Source organism: Sphingobacterium sp. BIGb0165 (assembly GCF_024810095.1).
Taxonomy (GTDB): Bacteria; Bacteroidota; Bacteroidia; order Sphingobacteriales; family Sphingobacteriaceae; genus Sphingobacterium; species Sphingobacterium detergens.
The window spans coordinates 365,776-384,878 of sequence record NZ_JANUEB010000002.1 but is presented as its reverse complement, the minus strand read 5'-3'; the positions used below and the strand labels follow the sequence as shown (position 1 = coordinate 384,878).

Sequence of the window (19,103 nt, the reverse complement as noted above, 5' to 3'; positions counted from 1 at the left end):
TTAGATGCCATCTGGAATATCCAGTTGATTTTCATTTGTGTTTGTGCTGTCTAAATATGGATATTTCGTAACTTTGTATTATATGTCGGATATTATTCAATTACTTCCAGATAATGTTGCTAATCAGATTGCGGCGGGAGAAGTGGTGCAGCGACCAGCGTCTGCCATTAAAGAATTGATTGAGAATGCCATTGATGCTGGAGCTGACAAAATAAAACTTATTGTTAAAGACGCGGGCAAATCGTTGATCCAAGTCATTGACAATGGCTGTGGCATGAGCGTAACAGATGCTCGCCTTTGCTTTGAACGTCATGCGACGTCAAAGATCCGGAAAGCTGAAGATTTATTCGCTATTCGCACCATGGGTTTCCGTGGGGAAGCGATGGCGTCCATCGCTGCGATAGCACAAGTAGAACTAAAAACACGCCGTATCGAAGATGAACTTGGTACTGTGGTCGAAATAGAAGGATCAAAAGTTGTCAATCAATATCCAGAAGCTGTTGCTGCTGGAACAAATATTTTAGTCAAAAATCTTTTTTACAATATCCCTGCCCGCAGGAACTTCTTAAAGAGCAATTCTGTTGAAATGCGCCATATCATTGACGAATTTCAGCGTATTGCCTTGTCCAATCCACAGATTTTCCTTTCACTACATAGTGATGGAAATGAAATATACCATCTCCCTGCTGAGACACTGAAACAACGGATTGTCCATATCTTCGGAAACAACTACAACCAACGACTGGTCCCTGTGGAAGAGGACACATCCATTATTAAAGTGGAAGGTTTTGTCGGAAAGCCTGAATTTGCAAAGAAAACACGTGGCGAACAGTTTTTCTTTGTCAACAGGCGATTTGTCCGTGACCCTTATCTGCACCATGCTGTTATGAATGCGTACGAGGATATTATGCAAGCGGAAACTTTTCCGTTTTATGTCCTATTTATCGACATAGATCCTGCTCGTATCGATATCAATGTACACCCAACAAAGACCGAAATCAAATATGAGGATGACAAGGCAATTTATGCTATCATCCGTTCAGCGGTGAAAAGGTCACTGGGACGCTATAATATCATGCCTTCTTTGGATTTTGAACAGGAGACAAGCTTCACCAATCTGATCACAAAGAAATCATTGGATGAAATTATTGCACCGACAGTCACCTTCAATCCAGATTTCAACCCCTTTGACACGGACAAGTCCAAATCATCCTATTCCAGATCGGATAGTTATGCAGAAGGCTTTGCCAAAAAAACTGGAGGAATACCGAGCAATTGGGATTCATTGTACGAAATCGTCGAAAAGGAGGAGTCTGTACAACTTCCTTTGCATACAGGTTCAGAATTGGAGACGGATCGCCCACAGGCCATCCAAGTGGAAGATAAAACTTCTTCTAAATTATTTTTTCAGCTGCACAATAAGTATATTGTTTCACAGATTCATTCTGGTTTTATCCTTATTGACCAACAAGCTGCCCACGAACGTATTTTATTTGAACAGTTTCTGGAGCAACTCGATCAGCATAAAGGCTTAAGCCAACAAAGTTTATTCCCGCAGACCATAGATCTCAACCCTGCAGATAATGAGTTGATGAAAGACTTATTGGACGACATCAACGGTCTAGGTTTTCAGATTCGTGAATTTGGAAAAAATTCCTATATTATTGACGGAATTCCGGCAGACTTGGGGACAGGCTTTGATGAGATCAAAATGATTGAAAAAATATTGGAAGATTATAAAAATAATCAATCCGAATACAAGCTAGCTAAACGCGAGAATCTAGCGAAAAGCCTTGCTCGCAATGCTGCGATCAAACCAGGCACACAGCTTGACAACACCGCTATGGCAGAATTGGTGGACAAGCTCTTTGCCTGTCAATCACCGAATATCTCCATCTATGGTAACCCTGTTATCGTAACATTTACATTGCAGGAATTAGCAGAAAAATTTGGTAAAAACTAGAAGATAAAACTATATGTTTCAACAATTGACACCCGTTATCAAGAATTTACTGATCGTAAATATTGTATTCTTTTTAGGATCAGAATTTGTGCCCATTGCCTATAATTATCTTCCGGTTTTCTACCCAGATTCGCCATATTTTAAAATATGGCAGGTAATCACGCATATGTTTATGCATGCTAACCTCGGTCATATCTTCTTCAACATGTTTTCTTTGGTCATCTTTGGCCCGATGATCGAGCAAGTACTTGGCCCAAAACGTTTTTTGAATTTCTACCTGATTTCGGGTATCGGTGCATGGCTATTGCAAATGGGTGTTCAGGGTGTTGAAATATTTAATGCAACAGGGAGCTTCTTCCCATTGCACCATAGTCTGGACTTGTCCACGCTAAACACATCCAATCCAGGTTTGGTGCAAGAGATCTATACTTCACGTATGCTGGGTGCCTCTGGTGCCATATATGGTGTATTACTCGCTTTTGCTTACCTTTTCCCAAACATACCGCTTCAATTTTTGTTTATTCCTGTACCAATCAAAGCAAAATATATGATCGGAGGATATATTTTGATCGAGATCTATATGAGCTTATCTAGGCCAGGGGATTCGGTAGCCCATTTAGCGCACGTTGGTGGTGCACTGTTTGGCTACTTACTGCTCAAACTTTGGAGGATTAGAAAGGGAATTTATTAATAGCGCGCATAATGAATAGCATTGGTTTAAAAGACTTTTGGAGACAAACATATAAAACAGGTTCGCCGATTCCGATTGTGATCAGTATTCAGGTATGTTTATTTGTCCTCATTTATTTTTTGGATCTGCTCTTTGAGTTGAAATTTATCTCTCAAAGTTTCCTACAGCCTATTGTTAAGCATTTGAGCTTACCAAGTAATTTTTCGGTTTTCTTAGCACAACCTTGGTCCCTGATTTCGTCCAATTTTGTCTATGTTCAGCTTTTAAATTTAATTTTTGACAGCTTATGGCTCTATTGGGTGGGTCAGATATTCTTCACGTTCTTAAACAAGAGACAGTTTTTCTTTCTTTACATTGCCTCATGGCTCTTGAGTAGCACCCTCTATGTTGGTTTTGGCACACTTATCCCTCCGCCAACAGATCTGCATTTAATGGGGGGAGCTCATCCATTGGCAGCGGTACTCGCAGCAATTGTCACTTTAGTTCCGAATTATGAATTGCGGCTATTACTTTTTGGTACTGTTAAATTAAAAATAGTAGCCATCGTCTATTTTGCATTGGAATTTCTATTTTTCGCCATTGGCAACAGACCCGCTGCAGTCTCTTATTTTGCTGTTGTTCTCTTTGGGATGGCTTTTACCTATGCGCTAAGATCAGGCATGGACTGGTCAACACTTTTTCAGAAAAAACAAAAAAAGCCTGCAAAAATGAAAGTTGTTGTAGGCAATCATATACCGACAAATCGGAAACATCGTTATGACTTACCAAATCAGGATGAAATTGATACTATCCTGGACAAGATTTCAGTATCTGGTTATGAGAGTCTGACACACCATGAAAAAGAAACGCTCTTTAGGGCAAGCAATAGTGGCGACAAGGTTGATGGATAGAAGGACATTTTTAAGGAGAAAACTGGGATTTATAAGCAAAACAATGTTCCTGGCAAATATGCTTGCGATCATTGCATTGCTCATGAGTTACTCTGCAACCTTCATCAATCCGAAATCTTTTTGGCCCATTGCATTTATGGGACTAGGCTACCTCCCTATTCTGCTCGTCAATATTGGTTTTATCTGTTACTGGTTACTGCGTAAACGAAAGGTTGCACTCTACTCTTTGGCGGCAATCTTATTGGGTTGGCCCTTTTTAACCAAACATTGGAATATCCGCAAAGAAAACCCGCCTGTGCCATCTGAAACAAGGACATTACGTATCATGACTTTCAATGCCCATTTGTTCAAAAAGGTTAATGAAGAAAAAAAGAACTTTAAAGCCGACGTTGTCCGTATCATTGATAGCATCTCACCTGATGTCATCTGCTTTCAGGAGTATATCAGTAAAATCAAAGGGAAACATGTCTTCTCCGAAGAGTTTAAGGATAAATTAGGTTACGATTATTTCTTCTTTGAACCGAGTTCCAAAAATGACTATGAGGCCTATGGTATGGCTGTTTTATCTCGTTTCCCCATCTACGATTCAGGCACTATTCGTGACAACGACTATGGCATCAACAGAATATGTTATGTGGACATCAAAAAGCAGGACACGTTGGTGCGCATCTATAATATCCACCTGCGATCCTTCGCCCTGCAGAATGAAGACAAGGAGTTTATTCAAAATCTGTCTAACAAGACTGAAACCGATAATAGGGCTACTCGCCGATTGAGCCGAAAGCTAAAAAATGCATTTGAACTCCGCAGTGAACAGGCGCATTCGCTGAAAAAACACATGAATGACTGTCAATACCCTTATATTGCCGTTGGTGATTTTAACGATACACCCATGAGTTACTCGGTGAATCTAATTGGAGATGGCATGTATAACGCCTTTAAGGAAAAAGGAAATGGATGGGGTGTGACCCACCATGCACTTTTGCCAATTTTTCAGATTGACTATATCTTTGCCAGTCCAAAATTTCAGGTTATGAATTATCAGGTTGTCAAACAAAAGCTGTCCGACCACTATCCGGTGTGGTCAGATCTACGACTTAAACCTTAGGCATCTGATAGCCCAACGATTTGAGGCCTATTTCGATAAATTTATCCCTTCTATTTTTTATTTTATAATAAGCTTCTCGGCCAAAATAATACCTTCCGACCAAAGCTTCAATATCTGACTGAATCAGATCATGCAGATTTTTTGCTTCATTTACATTCACAGGAATCCGCTTTTGTGTATTCAAAAATGAAATAAAAAGATCAAACTCTGCCGCAGGTAAATGATAACCACTGATAAAGTTTTCAATGGAATATGCTGGTAGATGTTTGGTGAACCGGTCATACACAAATTCTTCGATTGAATTGGAATGGTAGATCTCCCGATACTTTGCGCTTGTTTCGTTTGTATCAATTGGGATATTCACATCCGGCAAAATTCCACCACCACCAAACACCAATTTGCCCTTGCTTGTTGTAAACATCTCTTTTTGACGGAATTCGGTATCGAGTGTCCAGAGATCAAAACCTGTCATATATTTTGCAGCATCAAAGTTTGCTCGGCAATATTTGCGTTGAATACATCTTCCAAGTGGAGTATAATAGCGTGCAACAGTCAAATTCACAGCAGATCCATCGGAGAAGTCAAATTGCTCCTGGACAAGTCCTTTTCCATACGAGCGTCTTCCTACGACAGTAGCCCGGTCTAAATCCTGTAAGGCACCACTCAGAATCTCACTCGCCGATGCCGTACTTTCGTTGATCAATATGACCACACGACCATCACCAAACTCGCCCGGTTTCTCCGAATAATAATCCTGACGTTGTTCATTAGCTCCTTCGGTATACATCAACAGTCTCTTCTCTTTAAAAAACTGTCCCGCCAGATCTATCGCGGTATGCACAAATCCGCCGCCGTTATTACGTAGATCCAAGATAAGATCCTGTGCACCACTTTTTCGCAGATCAATTAGCGACTGTTTAAATTCGTCAGAGGTCTTATGTCCAAAGCGGCGTATCTTGACGTAAGCAGTCTTAGGAGCGATCATATAGGAGGCATCCAAGCTGGTTACGTTTACCTGATCACGAATGACTTTCAATGGATTAACGAGCGTTTGTCCATTCCGTTGGATCGAAATAAGTACCGCTGTTCCTTTCTTTCCACGGATCAATTTTTCAATTTCTGCCTCAGGCACTTTTTTCCCCGCAAGATCTTTGTTCCCGATTTTTAGAATACGATCACCGATCCGCATACCACTTTTCTCCGCAGGTCCTGCAGAAACCATTCCTACGACAAGCAGTGTATCCTTCAAACGAAAATATTCCACCCCTATTCCATCGAAGGAACCTTCCAGCGTTTCCTGCTTCGCGAGTACCTGATTAGGTCGTAAAAATGTGGAGAAAGGATCAAGGCGAGAAACAACGTGTTCAATGGCTTCGTCTTGCACAGTGTCGACACTAATATTGTCAACGTAATTTTCAGAGATCAGCTGGACCAGGTATTGCAATTTGTCCGAATTTCCATTGGAGCCTAAACTTGAAAAGGTTGTTTTCTGGTTACTCCCCTGTTCTTCAGCATAATTCTGTCCCAACAGCAAGCCAAGAAGCAATACTGCAGCATATGTAGCGGCTACAAAAATATTTCGCTTAATACTCTTTTGCATTGGAAAAACCCAGTGTTTATAAAAAGATAAACCGAGCCTGTGCGCTCATGAAATTACGTCTCAAAAGTAACAAGTTTATTCGGTTTAATCTGTAAACAGCCATATAATTTTACATTAAAAACAAAAAATTGTCGCTGACTGTTTACGTCCAGAAGTTCCAGTCACTCACTTTGACAGAAAACACGAAATAGCAGCAATGAAACTTGCAAATAAGCGCAAATTTATCTTAGTTTGAACTTGGAAAGGAATTTAATATATGCACGAAATCGAACCTTATTACAATTGGCGTGACTATTATATCGCTGCCGAAGACGAACAATCACCATTTTATGGCACGGTATACAGCGAATTCGATTTCGATAAACAGATCTATAACTTTTTGCTACATCCACAATGGGATGAATTCGGTTCACTGACGCTGTATCTAAAGGTATTATTTGTCGATTATGAAAAACAATACTGTATTATCGAGTTGATCGGCGAATGGAATGATGCCATATACAATGATATCATGCTACTGAAAAGAGAACTTATAGATGTCATGATCAGTCAGGGTATAAAATATTTTATTCTCATTGGAGAAAATGTATTGAATTTCCATGCTTCGGATGACTCCTATTATGAGGAATGGTTTCAGGATATCGACGATGGCTGGATTGCAGGCGTAGGCTTCCGTGACCATGTAATTGAAGAGTTTCAACAACAAAATATTGATTATTACATCAATTTTGGCGGTGCACTCAATGAACTATCTTGGCGTGCATTAAAACCAAAGCAGGTATTTCATCATGTGAATGAATTCCTGACCAAGCGTCTTGGCTTTTAAGTCTTGAGTAGAGAGTATTTAGATTTTGGTTATACAAGCCTATGGCTTACTAATTGTTTCAATTTTTGATTTTTACCTTTTAATTTTTACTTTTTACTGTATTATCCGTTAACTTTGTGATCGATGTGTTCTGTGCTTTGCACAGATACTGATTAATTTTTACGTTTTACTTATACAAAACAATATGTCATTCAGAATTGAAAAAGATACGATGGGTGAAGTTCAAGTACCTGCAGATAAATACTGGGGTGCACAAACAGAACGTTCACGCAACAACTTCAAAATCGGACCGGCAGCTTCTATGCCACATGAGATCGTTGCAGGTTTTGCTTACTTGAAAAAAGCAGCAGCGTATGCAAACCACGAATTGGGTGTATTACCTGTTGAAAAACGTGATGCCATTGCAACTGTATGTGATGAGATCCTAGCGGGTAAACTAGACGATCAGTTCCCATTGGTTATCTGGCAAACTGGTTCGGGAACACAATCCAACATGAATGTGAATGAAGTTGTGGCAAACCGTGCCCAAGTATTGGCTGGACATAAGATTGGCGAAGGAGAACCTGTATTAAAAGCTAATGATGATGTAAACAAATCACAGTCATCAAATGATACCTTCCCTACGGGAATGCATATTGCGGCTTATAAAGCTGTTGCCGAAGTAACTATCCCTGGTGTTGAAAAACTACGTGATACCTTGGCTAAAAAAGCTGAAGAGTTCAAGAATGTTGTTAAAATCGGTCGTACACACTTAATGGATGCGACGCCTTTGACATTAGGTCAAGAGATCTCTGGCTATGTGGCACAATTAAACCATGGTCTAAAAGCGCTAAGGAATACACTTTCACATCTATCTGAGGTAGCATTAGGCGGTACTGCTGTAGGAACTGGTTTAAACACACCTACTGGTTATGATGTTGTTGTTGCAAAATACATCGCTGAATTTACAGGTCTTCCATTTGTTACTGCGGAGAACAAATTTGAAGCTTTGGCAGCACATGATGCTATCGTAGAGACGCATGGTGCATTGAAACAATTGGCTGTAGCATTGAATAAAATTGCCAACGACATCCGTATGTTGGCTTCTGGTCCTCGTTCAGGTATCGGTGAAATTCTTATTCCAGAAAACGAACCGGGATCATCTATTATGCCAGGTAAAGTGAATCCTACACAATGTGAAGCGTTAACAATGGTCGCTGCCCAAGTTATGGGGAACGATGTTGCGATCACCATTGGTGGTACACAAGGACATTATGAGTTGAATGTATTCAAACCATTGATGGCAGCTAACTTCTTGCAGTCTGCACGTTTATTAGGTGACGCTTGTATTTCTTTTGAAGAGCACTGTGCTGCCGGTATCGAGCCTAACTACAAACGCATCAAAGAATTGGTTGACAACTCATTGATGTTGGTCACTGCATTAAACACGAAAATTGGTTATTACAAAGCTGCTGAAATTGCACAAACGGCACATAAAAACGGTACTACACTTAAAGAAGAAGCAGTACGTTTGGGTTATGTGACTCCGGAAGATTTTGATGCTTGGGTAAAACCTGAAGAAATGGTTGGAAGTTTAAAATAAGCTGTGGCAATAATTTCAATAAAAAATATATCATCAAAAACATACCTACTGGCTCTTGCCATAGGTATGTTTTTCTTTTTTACCGCCTGCAAATTTAATTCAGATATGCAGGGTGAAGGAGCTTCGTTTTTACAGGGCGAATGGGTACAGGACAGTATTCCGGGACAGCAGCAGATGATGCAATATACATTAGCTGAATTTAAGTTTACCTGTGATTCGGTTTATGCGACCATGCATGTGAACAACAAAGTACAGACTATCCCTGATAGTTGTTATAATAACGGTGCCTGGACAGAGCATGCCAAAGGTATTTATGTACTACGCGGTGATTCGGTTATCGTAGACGGAATATACACCAAAGAAAATGGCAAGCAGAAGATCTCAGGTTGTTATCTTTCGGGGCAATATATCCCACGTTTTAAAGTTGTCTATCATTCTGCGGACTCCGTCGTACTGGAAAGTCGATTTGATCAACGCCCTATTGTCCTTAGAAAGACCAAAGATATTACCTGCGTACCGCAGAAGAGATATTAGTATTGAGATATGAGTATTTAGACTTTACTTGTTCAAGCCAGCGGCTTACGAGCACGGTCTTTAATCCTTGCTCCTTTATCTTTGTTCTCTATGCAAGCCTTTGGTGGTCTACTTCAACCCTATCTTGATCGATTGGCTCGCTTCAAGGGATTATTACATCGATGCATAAATCAACATGTAATAACCCGTTTTTTATTTTTACTTTTGACTATCAACTTCCAACCATCCATATGAACAAAGGAATTATTGCCTTAGCTTTTGGGGGACTTGCCATCGGGATGACTGAATTTACGATGATGGGTATTCTGCCTGATATTGCGAAGGATCTGCATATCGAAATCCCTACTGCGGCTCACCTTATTGCCCTGTATGCGCTCGGTGTAGTTGTAGGTGCTCCTACGTTAGTCTTATTCACGGGTAAATATCCTCCAAAAAAGGTTTTGCTCTTTTTGATGTTACTATTTTTTATCTTCAACGGTTTGTTCAGTATTGCACCGGGACAGTTTCTGATCAGTCTTTCGCGTTTTATGGCTGGACTTCCACACGGAGCATTCTTTGGCGTAGGATCTGTTGTTGCAGCCAAGCTTGCACCAAAAGGCAAAGAGGCTCAGGCCATCTCGATCATGTTTACGGGGATGACCATTGCAAACCTTGCCGGAGTTCCGTTAGGAACTTATCTTGGTCATCATTATTCCTGGCGTCTGACTTACGGCATCATCAGTATACTGGGACTGGTTACCTTTGCAGCAATATATGCTTGGATGCCGAAAATTGAGGCTTCTAAAGGAAATAATATATTCAATCAGCTCAGCTTTTTCAACAAAAAGATCGCTTGGTTATTAATGGCGATTATTGCTATCGGTACAGGTGGGTTATTTGCCTGGATCAGTTATATTGCTCCCTTGGCAACTAAAGTTTCTGGCGTTCCAGCTGACCGGGTGCCACTGATTATGATTTTGATAGGTGTTGGTATGTTTTTCGGAAATCTGATCGGCGGGAAATTGGCAGACACTATTTCACCCACAAAAGCAGCTATCGCGAGTTTTTCAGCTATGGCACTCTGTTTGGTCATGGTCTATTTTGTTTCGCCTCTGGGCTGGACAGCATATCCTTTGGCTTTTATTACTGGCTTGGTTTCTTTTACCATCGGTTCACCAACCCAGCTGATGTTGATCCGGGCTTCGAAAGATTCCGCAACATTAGCCGCCGCGGGCGGACAGGCTGCTTTTAACCTCGGCAATACACTTGGTGCATTTTTAGGAGGCATTCCCATCACCATGGGATTAGCATACAATACCCCTTCCTTAGTAGGTGTAGGTATGGCAAGCATCGGCGCTTTGTTGGCCTTGCTGTACCTCAAGGTTTATGATAATAAACGTTAACACATAAAAAACGATCCTAATGGCCCGAAGTAGTTACATCAGTGTATTGCGTATCATAGCAATCTTTTTGATTATTCTAATCCACTCTTCTTCGGGCTATTTAAATAGTAACGACTTTGATTCTTTTGATTGGGATTATGCCAATTGGATCAACAGCTTTTCACGCTTTGCAGTCCCTCTTTTTGTCATCATCTCAGGTGCATTGCTTTTGCAAAGAGATGAAGATACAGGCACATTCTACAAAAAACGTCTGTTTAAAATTATTCCGCCATTTGTCTTTTGGACCATTGTCTACCTGATCTATTATTTTATCCGTTACATTGATTTTGAGTATGTTGGTTTTCCACAAGTTATCAACATTGTGTTAATTCGCTTAAAGTCAGGAAGCAACGCACACCTATGGTACCTCTACATGCTTATTGGGCTCTATCTAGCAATACCTTTTTTGCGAAAAATGATCCGGAACTGTTCAAAAAGAGAGATTGAGATTTTCTTATGCCTGTGGTTCGCTTCACTGTTTTTCAGCAACAAATGGTTTAATGCATATCTTCCGAATTTTGACCTAACCTTCTTTACAGGCTATATGGGTTATCTCGTCTTGGGTTACTATCTCTACAATCATCCACTCCCCCAGTTAAGATGGTCTAGCCTCCCCTTCTTTATAGGTTGTTGTCTGATTACAGGTTGGGGAACTTATTATCTCAGTGTGGAAAAAGGCGAATTTGACCCTACATTGTATAATTATCTTTCACCCAATATTGCATTAAGTGCTGGCTTATTGTTTGTATTTATTCAATGTCTAAAACTCCCAGAACGGTTGAGTGCATTCTGGGAATTCATCGACATCCATAGTTTTGGCATCTATTTAAGCCATATCTTGTTTTTGAACTATATTCATCCACTGCTACCATTAGCGACGCTGTGGAAAATACCGGCAGCAGCGATTCTCACTTTACTCGCCAGTGCTTTGCTGACGTATTGCCTGCGAAAGATCCCGTTTGGGAAATATGTGAGTGGTTAATTCGATTTGATCCAGCTATTATTTTTCGCCTTCGACCTTATTGTAAATATAGCGATCCGCATTAGGTCCACCGATCTCTTTACCTTCCTGATCCAGTCCGATCAGTCTATTTTCACCTACCTTTAATTTTATATTGGTTTCTTTGCCCGTCAGATGTACAACAGATCCATTGTCATGCCACATGACTTTACCTGAATCTTCAACTTTGGTGTTCTTATTGATATATTCACTTACAATCGAGAAAGTATTGTCATTTTTTAAGGTAATATTTGTTTTGATACCTTCACAATCCGCACAAGGAATGGTTGCTTCATATTTACCGGGCCAATCCAACGAATTTTGAGACGTATGGACGGTATCCACTGTCATCGTTGTATGATCGGACGAATCTGTTGCTACCACCTGTTGATTTTCCTTTTTTGTTTGATTACATGCGCTTAAAGAAAGTGCTGCCAGGCAAATAAATAATACTGATGATTTCATAATGTGCTGTTTTGATTTAAATATACCCCATATCAAGCAATTTCGGCGCCAAGAAAATAATTTATGTGATTCAAAAAATTGGACACCATAAAATAATGAGAGTTACCCAAAGCGTACTGCGAAGCAGTTGGGTATCGAATAAGGACGAGAAAACCGAGGCGGAATATGTACAAAATAAAAAGGACTGTCCAAACTGGGCAGTCCAATCTATATGATATACTGTATGGCAAAATACGATACATACAATTCATGTATCGGCTTTGCTGACAGGATTTGAATGTCTTATTTCAGACTAGAATGGTAAATCATCATCATCTGATGAACCAGACAAATCTACAGGAGCAGGCATATCAGCATAACCTGGAGTAGATGGTGCTGGAGCAGCATTTCCTAGTTTTGTTACACGCCATGCAACCAATGAATTGAAATATGTCGTTACGCCATCTTTATTTGTCCAAGGACGACCACGAAGATTAAAAGATACCTCTACCTCTTCGCCAATAGCTAGGTTATCAAAAATTGAAGTTCTGTCTTGTGTTGATTCAAAACGGATATATTCAACAAATTGTGGGTTTTCGGCATAAGCTACAATCATATCACGTTTTTTGAATGATTCTGTCACTTGTTGTGTCGCTCCTATCTCGTGTACTTTTCCTCTAATTTCCATAATCAAAAAAATAAATATTAAAGCGTAAAATTAAGCAATTTTTGAGGAAGAGTTTAATTAACTTTGTACAAAATATGATGGAAGTTTTCAACACCCCCAATAAAGTTATCATTACGTGCAATAAACGCTTATCGCCGTATTTACAACAGGAAGTTAAAGAGTTAGGTTTTGACATCGTCAGAGCATTTCCTACTGGAGTCGAATTGAAAGTCAGCGTAAATGATGCGATCAAGCTCAATCTGAACTTGCGTACCGCCTCGCAGATTCTATATTCGTTAAAGGAATTTTCAGCGAACAATCCTACTGAGCTTTATGAAGAGCTGAGCACGATTGCTTGGGAAGAGCTCATTCAATTCGATGGTTATTTCTCTGTGAGTTCCAATGTGGACAATGAAACAATTAGTACACCTTTATTTGCGAATGTCAAAGTGAAAGATGCGATTGTAGATCGTATTAAAGATAAAAAAGGTATGCGTCCGAATTCTGGTCCGGAAAACAACAAGGCTGTCGTTCACCTCTACTGGAAGGATGACCGTGCTGAAATTTTCATTGATACCTCTGGAGAAACGCTGGCCAAACATGGTTACCGTAAGATTCCCGGTAAGGCACCCATGCTGGAAGCCTTAGCAGCCTCAACAATTATTGCCTCAAAATGGGATGGCGAATCCGCTTTTGTTAATCCGATGTGTGGATCGGGAACATTGGCCATTGAAGCGGCATTGATTGCAACCAATAGAAAACCGGGACTACTGCGTATGAATTATTCATTCATGCATTTCATCGGTTATGATGAAACTGTTTTTTTCCAGGAACGTCGCCTGCTAAAAGATCAAATCAATAAAAAAGCAGCTCCTCAAATTATTGCTACGGATATCTCCGAAGAAGCAATCAATGTTTCCAAGATGAATGCCCGCACTGCAGGGGTAGAACAATTAATTTCATTTGAAGTATGCGATTTTGCAGAAACGCACGTTCCTAAAGAAGGAGGTGTCATCTTATTCAATCCAGAATACGGTGAACGTTTAGGTACGCATACCAAGTTGGAGATTACCTACAAACGTATGGGTGATTTTATGAAACAGGAATGCAAAGGTTATAGAGGCTATATATTTACCGGAAATCCGGATCTTGCAAAGAAAATTGGACTCCGTGCGTCCAGACGTATAGAATTTTATAACGGTAAATTAGATTGTAGATTATTAGAATACGAATTATACGAGGGTACTCGCGAAAAAACAAAAGTATTGTATGAATAACATTATTGAACGCACAGTCGCATTTGTGCAAGATCGTTTGAAATTTGCAGAAGCAGGCCATGATTGGTCGCATATTCAACGCGTATGGAACAATACGAAGTTAATTTTAGAAGATGAAGAAGCTGATGTCATGGTCTGCGAATTAGCAGCGCTCCTGCATGACATTGCGGACAGCAAATTCCATGACGGTGACGAAACAATTGGCCCTCGCGTTGCTGGAGAGTTTTTGGCAAGTCTAGAGATTTCTCCTGAAATCATTGACCATGTCAAAAAAATCATTTTTAACATGTCTTTCAAAGCAAGTTTAGGTGAAGTTTCCTTCCATTCCAAAGAGATGGAAATTGTACAGGATGCCGATCGTTTGGACGCCATCGGTGCAATAGGTATTGCACGTGCATTTAGTTTTGGTGGCAATAAAGGCCGGGAAATGTACAACCCCAACATTCCGGTACAGGAATATAAAGATAAGGAAGCTTACAAACATTCTGAAGCTCCGACAATCAACCACTTCTATGAGAAGTTGCTTTTGTTGAAAGATAAAATGAATACACAGGCCGCAAAAAGAATTGCGGAACACCGTCACCAATATATGCTTGGATTCTTGGATGAGTTCATGGCAGAATGGAATGGTAAAAAATAAATTACAGTTAACAATAACTACATATAAAAGTGGTACTTTAGATCTTGTGAATCAGGATAAAAAGTACCACTTTTTTATGCTGTAAAAATCAGCTTTCAAACTAACACATATGAAAAAACACATTTTTAGCTGTCTGACGTTGGCTATGGTCATTTCATCGGCAACACTATTTGCACAGACCAAAGCAATTGCACATCGTGGCGTATGGAAAAACAGTCACCTCCCTCAAAATTCCATTGCCTCTTTAAAAGCCGCACATGACCTTAAACTCTTTGGTTCCGAGTTTGATGTACACCTTACCAAAGACAATATTCTTGTCGTCAACCACGACAACGATTTCTACGGGATTGACATCGCAACAGCAACATACACAGAACTCTTAGCAAAAAAACATCCGAATGGGGAATCTATCCCAACATTGGAAGAGTATATCAAAGCAGGAAAAAAATTAAAGGGCTTACGTCTGGTTCTGGAGTTAAAAACCAACAAATTGGGTGTAGAACGAACTCTTGAGGCCGCAACAAAGTCTGTTGAAATGGTAAAAAATCTGAAAGCAGAGAAAATAACAGATTATATCGCATTCAGTTTTGAGGCTTGTCAAAAGATTCATGAACTCGCTCCAAAAGCAAATATCCAATACCTAAATGGGGATAAATCACCTGCTGATGTGAATGCCGCAGGAATCAATGGTCTAGATTATCATTTTTCAGTCTTCAAAAAGAATGCAAGCTGGTTGCAGGAAGCGCATCAATTGGGTATGAAAGTGAATGCCTGGACAGTCAATACGGAAGAAGAAATGAGCAATCTAATTGGACAAAAGATCGACTTCATCACAACAGATGAACCAGAATTGTTGCTTCAGGTATTGAAAAAATAAAGGTTATCCCTGAGATTATTACCAACAAAACAAACTGAAGATCAGCAAAATAACAAAACTGAAGATCTTTTAATTTCCTACAAGTCGAATATAACAAGTTTAGCCTATGGCTTTATTGATACGAGACCCAAGGTGGGAAATACAAATGAAATTCGAAATTAAACAACGGGCAAAATCGGAATACTGCACATCTATATATTAATGAGGTAATTATTCCTAAACTAATTATTCTAATGAAAAAATACTTTATTCTCGCAGCAGCATTATGCTTATCATATATCACCTATGCACAAGATTTTATTGCAGCCACATATAATATAAGACAAAGAAATACAGTAGACACTGGCAATATGTGGGTTGACCGCAAAGAGCCTTTGACCAATCTGATTAAGTATCATGGTTTCGATATATTCGGTGTTCAGGAGGCTTTTCATGATCAGGTTCAGGATCTAAAAACGTTACTTCCGGGATTCGATTATGTTGGTGTGGGGCGTGATGACGGCGCACAGGAAGGCGAGCACTCTGCAATTTATTACAACACCAATCGGTTCAAAGCTATAAAAAGTGGTACATTCTGGCTCTCTGCAACAGATACTGAACATCCGAACAAGGGTTGGGACGCGGCCTTACCACGTATCTGCACCTGGGGAATTTTTGAAGATAAAGCCAATAAAAAGCGTTTTATCTTTATGAATACCCATTTTGACCATATCGGACGTACAGCCCGCACGGAAAGTGCAAAATTGATCCTGGCCAAAGCAAAAGAATTTGCGAAGGATCTTCCACTGATCTTAACAGGCGACTTCAATGTAGACGAAAAAGATGAGGCCTATTTTACACTTGCCAAGAGCAATGTAGTCACAGATGTGCATGAAGTATCTCCGCTTAAATATGAACCCAACTCTTCTTTTAATGGTTGGGGAAAGAGCCTAAGAGCTTCTGGTCGTATTGACCATATCTTTATCACCAAACCTTTTCAGGTGAAGAGATACGGCATTTTGACGGACACTTACCTGAGTAAATTTCCTTCTGACCACTTCCCTGTTGTAACAACACTTTCGTGGAAATAATCCATATTAAATTAAAAAAGCAATTTTATTATATAGCGGATAAAGCGCCCCTTTTTGGGGCGTTTTATTGTTAGACTTTTTCCCTTCCGACAAAGACTGCTGTGACAATGCTTTGCTTTTGCTACATTAAGGTTGTGGCGTATCTGCTACGGATAGGGACAATCTAATGGAAAGAATAGCCGACAATTTAAACTTTTACAAAAATTAACGGTCGATATCCTTAATTTTGACAGCAAAACATATCATGATGAAATTTCCATTACTATATTGTACCCTATTTGTTTCGGGGCTTTTATTCTCCAACAACAGTGAAGCGCAAATCTTTAAAAAGATCAACGATGCACTGAATAAAGCAAATCAGAGTCAAACTGACAGCACGAAAAAGACGAATTCGTCAACTGCGAGCTCTTCAACAACAGGTTCGAACAAGTCGAACCCATTGGCTTCATTATCAAATAAAGATGCTTCATTGGGTATCAAACAGGCTTTGAGCAATGGTCTTAACCTGAGTATTGAGTCTCTGGCAAAAAAAGACGGCTTCTTAGGTGATGCAGCAGTAAAGATTTTAATGCCCGCAGAGGCCCAAAAAGTAGAAAAAACACTTCGTGCAGTCGGTATGGGCAAGCTTTGTGATCAATTTATTCAAAGCATGAACAGAGCCGCTGAGGGTGCAGTAAAAGAAGCCGCTCCGGTATTCGTAAATGCATTATCTAAGATGACCATCACTGATGCGACCAATATTCTATTGGGTAGCAAGCAAGATGCCGCAACAACATTTTTCAAAACAAATACATCAACCGAATTAACGAGCAAGTTTAGTCCGGTCATTCAATCGGCAATGGGCGTGAACAATGTTGACCAATATTGGACACAGCTGACCAGCGCCTATAATAACTTACCGCTAGGCAATAAAGTGGAAACAAATCTGACTGCTTATGTTACACAAAAGGCCATAGATGGTTTGTTTATCAAAGTAGCTGATCAGGAATCAAAAATCAGAAACAATATCGGCGGAAGCAGAAATACAAATATCCTACAGAAAGTATTTGGCTACGCCGACGACAAAAAATAAGCTAAACTTAGGATTAGTCCCAAGAAAAAGATAAAGGATTTTAGCGAAATATTACCTCTAGTAAACAAGACTTGTCAGTTTATTGACAAGTCTTGTTTGTTTTTGGTCGAAGCCCATTAGAATTTGTAAATTTGGTCACCCTTATCACATTAAGGCTATTAAAATGAGTACATTTGAGATTAATAACATAAGTGACTTTTCAGTTTCGGAAAGATTTCAACGCTACGTACAGATTGACACACAATCTGATGTAAATTCACCGACATGTCCATCTACCGAAAAACAGAAAAATCTAGGTAAATTATTGGTAGAAGAACTCTTATCATTGGGCATTTCGGATGCTGCTATGGATGAAAATGGTTACATCTATGCGACCATCCCTTCCAATACGTCCAAGAAAGTTCCAGTTATCTGTTTCTGCTCTCATATGGACACTTCTCCGGATTCTTCGGGCAAAGATGTGAAACCATTGGTACATCGTAATTACCAAGGACAAGATTTGGTCCTTCCGGATGACAATAGCATTGTGATCAAATATGCAGAACATCCCGATTTGGCCAATCAAATCGGAAACGATGTAATCACGGCAAGCGGAACAACACTCTTAGGAGCAGACGATAAGGCTGGTATCGCTGAAATAATGGATGCTGCACGCCTATTGATGAAACACCCGGAGATTAAACATGGTGATATCAAGATTTTATTCACGCCAGACGAAGAAATCGGCCGTGGGGTTGATAAAGCAGACTTAAAACGTCTGGCAGCAGACTTTGCCTACACCATGGACGGCGAAAAAGCCGGCACGATTGAGGATGAGACATTCTCGGCAGATGGAGCAACTTTAACAATTCATGGCGTCTCTGTGCACCCTGGTTTTGCAAAAGGAAAAATGCAAAGTGCAATTAAAATCGCAAGTGCCGTCATTGATGCACTACCGAAAGACAGACTTTCCCCAGAAAGCACGAATAAAAAAGACGGTTTTGTGCACCCCGTGAATATCAGTGGATCGGTGGAGAAGGCTGAGATTCAATTTATCATCCGTGATCATGCGACAGCTAATCTAAAAAAACATGAAGATGAACTGGAAGCAATAGCAAAATCTATTGTTGAACGCTATCCAAATTGTACCTATACATTCGCTGTAAAAGAGCAATACCGCAACATGAAAGAGGTCCTTGATCAGTATCCAGAAATTATGGAAATTGGCATGGAAGCTATTACAAGAGCTGGTATGGTCGCAGAAAGAAGAAGTATCCGTGGCGGTACCGATGGATCACGCCTATCATTTATGGGACTTCCATGTCCTAATATCTTTGCGGGTGGACATGCATTTCATGGGAAGCAAGAATGGGTATCAGCACAAGATATGGAAAAAGCGGTCAAAACAATTTTGCATGTTGTATCTTTATGGGAAGAAAAAGCATAAGTACATTCTAAAATC

Annotated in this window: 18 protein-coding genes; 15 read left to right on the top strand and 3 right to left on the bottom strand. The window is 40.0% G+C overall.

Annotated elements, in window-relative coordinates; translation table 11 throughout:
* Window positions 1–82: 82 nt before the first annotated feature.
* The 4 genes from mutL to M2408_RS05350 are packed head-to-tail and all read left to right on the top strand — an operon-like array spanning window position 83 to window position 4,652.
* Window positions 83–1,963 carry a DNA mismatch repair endonuclease MutL gene (gene mutL / locus M2408_RS05365; RefSeq protein ID WP_223581717.1) on the top strand — a complete coding sequence of 627 codons (1,881 nt, stop codon included), beginning with the start codon at window positions 83–85 and terminating at the stop codon, window positions 1,961–1,963.
* 13 nt (window positions 1,964–1,976) lie between these two features.
* Complete coding sequence (locus tag M2408_RS05360) at window positions 1,977–2,654, top strand: rhomboid family intramembrane serine protease (RefSeq protein WP_259179953.1); 678 nt, start codon at window positions 1,977–1,979, stop codon at window positions 2,652–2,654.
* Window positions 2,655–2,665: 11 nt separating this feature from the next.
* Window positions 2,666–3,544: a rhomboid family intramembrane serine protease gene (locus tag M2408_RS05355; RefSeq protein WP_259179952.1), complete on the top strand. Its 879-nt coding sequence runs from the start codon at window positions 2,666–2,668 to the stop codon at window positions 3,542–3,544.
* A complete protein-coding gene (locus tag M2408_RS05350; RefSeq protein ID WP_259179951.1) occupies window positions 3,489–4,652 on the top strand; it encodes an endonuclease/exonuclease/phosphatase family protein in 1,164 nt (387 codons plus the stop codon). The genes M2408_RS05355 and M2408_RS05350 overlap by 56 nt, the downstream gene beginning before the upstream one ends.
* On the opposite strand, the gene M2408_RS05345 is transcribed toward M2408_RS05350, so the two are convergent.
* A complete protein-coding gene (locus M2408_RS05345) occupies window positions 4,642–6,252 on the bottom strand; it encodes a S41 family peptidase (protein WP_259179947.1) in 1,611 nt (536 codons plus the stop codon). The genes M2408_RS05350 and M2408_RS05345 overlap by 11 nt on opposite strands.
* 256 nt (window positions 6,253–6,508) lie before the next feature.
* On the opposite strand from M2408_RS05345, the gene M2408_RS05340 reads away from it, so the two are divergent.
* From M2408_RS05340 to M2408_RS05320, 5 genes are all read left to right on the top strand, one after another.
* Window positions 6,509–7,078, top strand: a complete 570-nt coding sequence (locus M2408_RS05340; protein ID WP_259179946.1) for a hypothetical protein — start codon at window positions 6,509–6,511, stop codon at window positions 7,076–7,078.
* A 184-nt stretch (window positions 7,079–7,262) separates the two neighbouring features.
* The gene (gene fumC, locus M2408_RS05335) at window positions 7,263–8,660 is read left to right on the top strand and encodes a class II fumarate hydratase (protein ID WP_223581705.1); all 1,398 of its coding nucleotides are present in this window, start codon (window positions 7,263–7,265) and stop codon (window positions 8,658–8,660) included.
* 3 nt (window positions 8,661–8,663) lie between these two features.
* Window positions 8,664–9,194 carry a fumarate hydratase gene (locus M2408_RS05330; RefSeq protein ID WP_259179942.1) on the top strand — a complete coding sequence of 177 codons (531 nt, stop codon included), beginning with the start codon at window positions 8,664–8,666 and terminating at the stop codon, window positions 9,192–9,194.
* A gap of 230 nt (window positions 9,195–9,424) precedes the next feature.
* Complete coding sequence (locus tag M2408_RS05325) at window positions 9,425–10,576, top strand: MFS transporter (protein ID WP_259179940.1); 1,152 nt, start codon at window positions 9,425–9,427, stop codon at window positions 10,574–10,576.
* 19 nt (window positions 10,577–10,595) lie between these two features.
* Window positions 10,596–11,597, top strand: a complete 1,002-nt coding sequence (locus M2408_RS05320; protein ID WP_259179938.1) for an acyltransferase — start codon at window positions 10,596–10,598, stop codon at window positions 11,595–11,597.
* 18 nt (window positions 11,598–11,615) lie between these two features.
* Here the strand turns inward: M2408_RS05320 and M2408_RS05315 are convergent, their stop codons facing one another.
* Both M2408_RS05315 and M2408_RS05310 read right to left on the bottom strand, forming a co-directional pair.
* Window positions 11,616–12,080: a copper resistance protein NlpE gene (locus M2408_RS05315; protein WP_259179936.1), complete on the bottom strand. Its 465-nt coding sequence runs from the start codon at window positions 12,078–12,080 to the stop codon at window positions 11,616–11,618.
* A 292-nt stretch (window positions 12,081–12,372) separates the two neighbouring features.
* A complete protein-coding gene (locus M2408_RS05310; RefSeq protein WP_120260264.1) occupies window positions 12,373–12,747 on the bottom strand; it encodes a DUF3127 domain-containing protein in 375 nt (124 codons plus the stop codon).
* A gap of 77 nt (window positions 12,748–12,824) precedes the next feature.
* Here M2408_RS05310 and M2408_RS05305 point away from each other — a divergent pair, with 77 nt between their 5' ends.
* The 6 genes from M2408_RS05305 to pepT all read left to right on the top strand — a co-directional run bounded on the left by M2408_RS05305 (window position 12,825) and on the right by pepT (window position 19,088).
* Window positions 12,825–14,003 carry a class I SAM-dependent RNA methyltransferase gene (locus tag M2408_RS05305; RefSeq protein ID WP_259180325.1) on the top strand — a complete coding sequence of 393 codons (1,179 nt, stop codon included), beginning with the start codon at window positions 12,825–12,827 and terminating at the stop codon, window positions 14,001–14,003.
* Window positions 13,996–14,643 (top strand): HD domain-containing protein, encoded by a 648-nt coding sequence (locus M2408_RS05300; RefSeq protein WP_223581695.1) that lies wholly within the window; start codon window positions 13,996–13,998, stop codon window positions 14,641–14,643. The genes M2408_RS05305 and M2408_RS05300 overlap by 8 nt, the downstream gene beginning before the upstream one ends.
* Window positions 14,644–14,752: 109 nt before the next feature.
* A complete protein-coding gene (locus M2408_RS05295) occupies window positions 14,753–15,520 on the top strand; it encodes a glycerophosphodiester phosphodiesterase family protein (RefSeq protein WP_259179928.1) in 768 nt (255 codons plus the stop codon).
* A gap of 233 nt (window positions 15,521–15,753) precedes the next feature.
* Window positions 15,754–16,590 carry an endonuclease/exonuclease/phosphatase family protein gene (locus M2408_RS05290; protein WP_259179927.1) on the top strand — a complete coding sequence of 279 codons (837 nt, stop codon included), beginning with the start codon at window positions 15,754–15,756 and terminating at the stop codon, window positions 16,588–16,590.
* Window positions 16,591–16,834: 244 nt separating this feature from the next.
* Window positions 16,835–17,662: a DUF4197 domain-containing protein gene (locus M2408_RS05285; RefSeq protein ID WP_259179925.1), complete on the top strand. Its 828-nt coding sequence runs from the start codon at window positions 16,835–16,837 to the stop codon at window positions 17,660–17,662.
* 163 nt (window positions 17,663–17,825) lie between these two features.
* Window positions 17,826–19,088 (top strand): peptidase T, encoded by a 1,263-nt coding sequence (gene pepT / locus M2408_RS05280; protein WP_259179924.1) that lies wholly within the window; start codon window positions 17,826–17,828, stop codon window positions 19,086–19,088.
* The last annotated feature ends 15 nt before the right edge of the window (window positions 19,089–19,103 follow it).

Coding starts and splice junctions, on each gene's coding strand:
- mutL (WP_223581717.1), top strand. CDS start 83: ATGTCGGATATTATTCAATTACTTCCAGATAATGTTGCTAATCAGATT.
- M2408_RS05360 (WP_259179953.1), top strand. CDS start 1,977: ATGTTTCAACAATTGACACCCGTTATCAAGAATTTACTGATCGTAAAT.
- M2408_RS05355 (WP_259179952.1), top strand. CDS start 2,666: ATGAATAGCATTGGTTTAAAAGACTTTTGGAGACAAACATATAAAACA.
- M2408_RS05350 (WP_259179951.1), top strand. CDS start 3,489: ATGAAAAAGAAACGCTCTTTAGGGCAAGCAATAGTGGCGACAAGGTTG.
- M2408_RS05345 (WP_259179947.1), bottom strand. CDS start 6,252: ATGCAAAAGAGTATTAAGCGAAATATTTTTGTAGCCGCTACATATGCT.
- M2408_RS05340 (WP_259179946.1), top strand. CDS start 6,509: ATGCACGAAATCGAACCTTATTACAATTGGCGTGACTATTATATCGCT.
- fumC (WP_223581705.1), top strand. CDS start 7,263: ATGTCATTCAGAATTGAAAAAGATACGATGGGTGAAGTTCAAGTACCT.
- M2408_RS05325 (WP_259179940.1), top strand. CDS start 9,425: ATGAACAAAGGAATTATTGCCTTAGCTTTTGGGGGACTTGCCATCGGG.
- M2408_RS05320 (WP_259179938.1), top strand. CDS start 10,596: ATGGCCCGAAGTAGTTACATCAGTGTATTGCGTATCATAGCAATCTTT.
- M2408_RS05315 (WP_259179936.1), bottom strand. CDS start 12,080: ATGAAATCATCAGTATTATTTATTTGCCTGGCAGCACTTTCTTTAAGC.
- M2408_RS05310 (WP_120260264.1), bottom strand. CDS start 12,747: ATGGAAATTAGAGGAAAAGTACACGAGATAGGAGCGACACAACAAGTG.
- M2408_RS05305 (WP_259180325.1), top strand. CDS start 12,825: ATGGAAGTTTTCAACACCCCCAATAAAGTTATCATTACGTGCAATAAA.
- M2408_RS05300 (WP_223581695.1), top strand. CDS start 13,996: ATGAATAACATTATTGAACGCACAGTCGCATTTGTGCAAGATCGTTTG.
- M2408_RS05295 (WP_259179928.1), top strand. CDS start 14,753: ATGAAAAAACACATTTTTAGCTGTCTGACGTTGGCTATGGTCATTTCA.
- M2408_RS05290 (WP_259179927.1), top strand. CDS start 15,754: ATGAAAAAATACTTTATTCTCGCAGCAGCATTATGCTTATCATATATC.
- M2408_RS05285 (WP_259179925.1), top strand. CDS start 16,835: ATGATGAAATTTCCATTACTATATTGTACCCTATTTGTTTCGGGGCTT.
- pepT (WP_259179924.1), top strand. CDS start 17,826: ATGAGTACATTTGAGATTAATAACATAAGTGACTTTTCAGTTTCGGAA.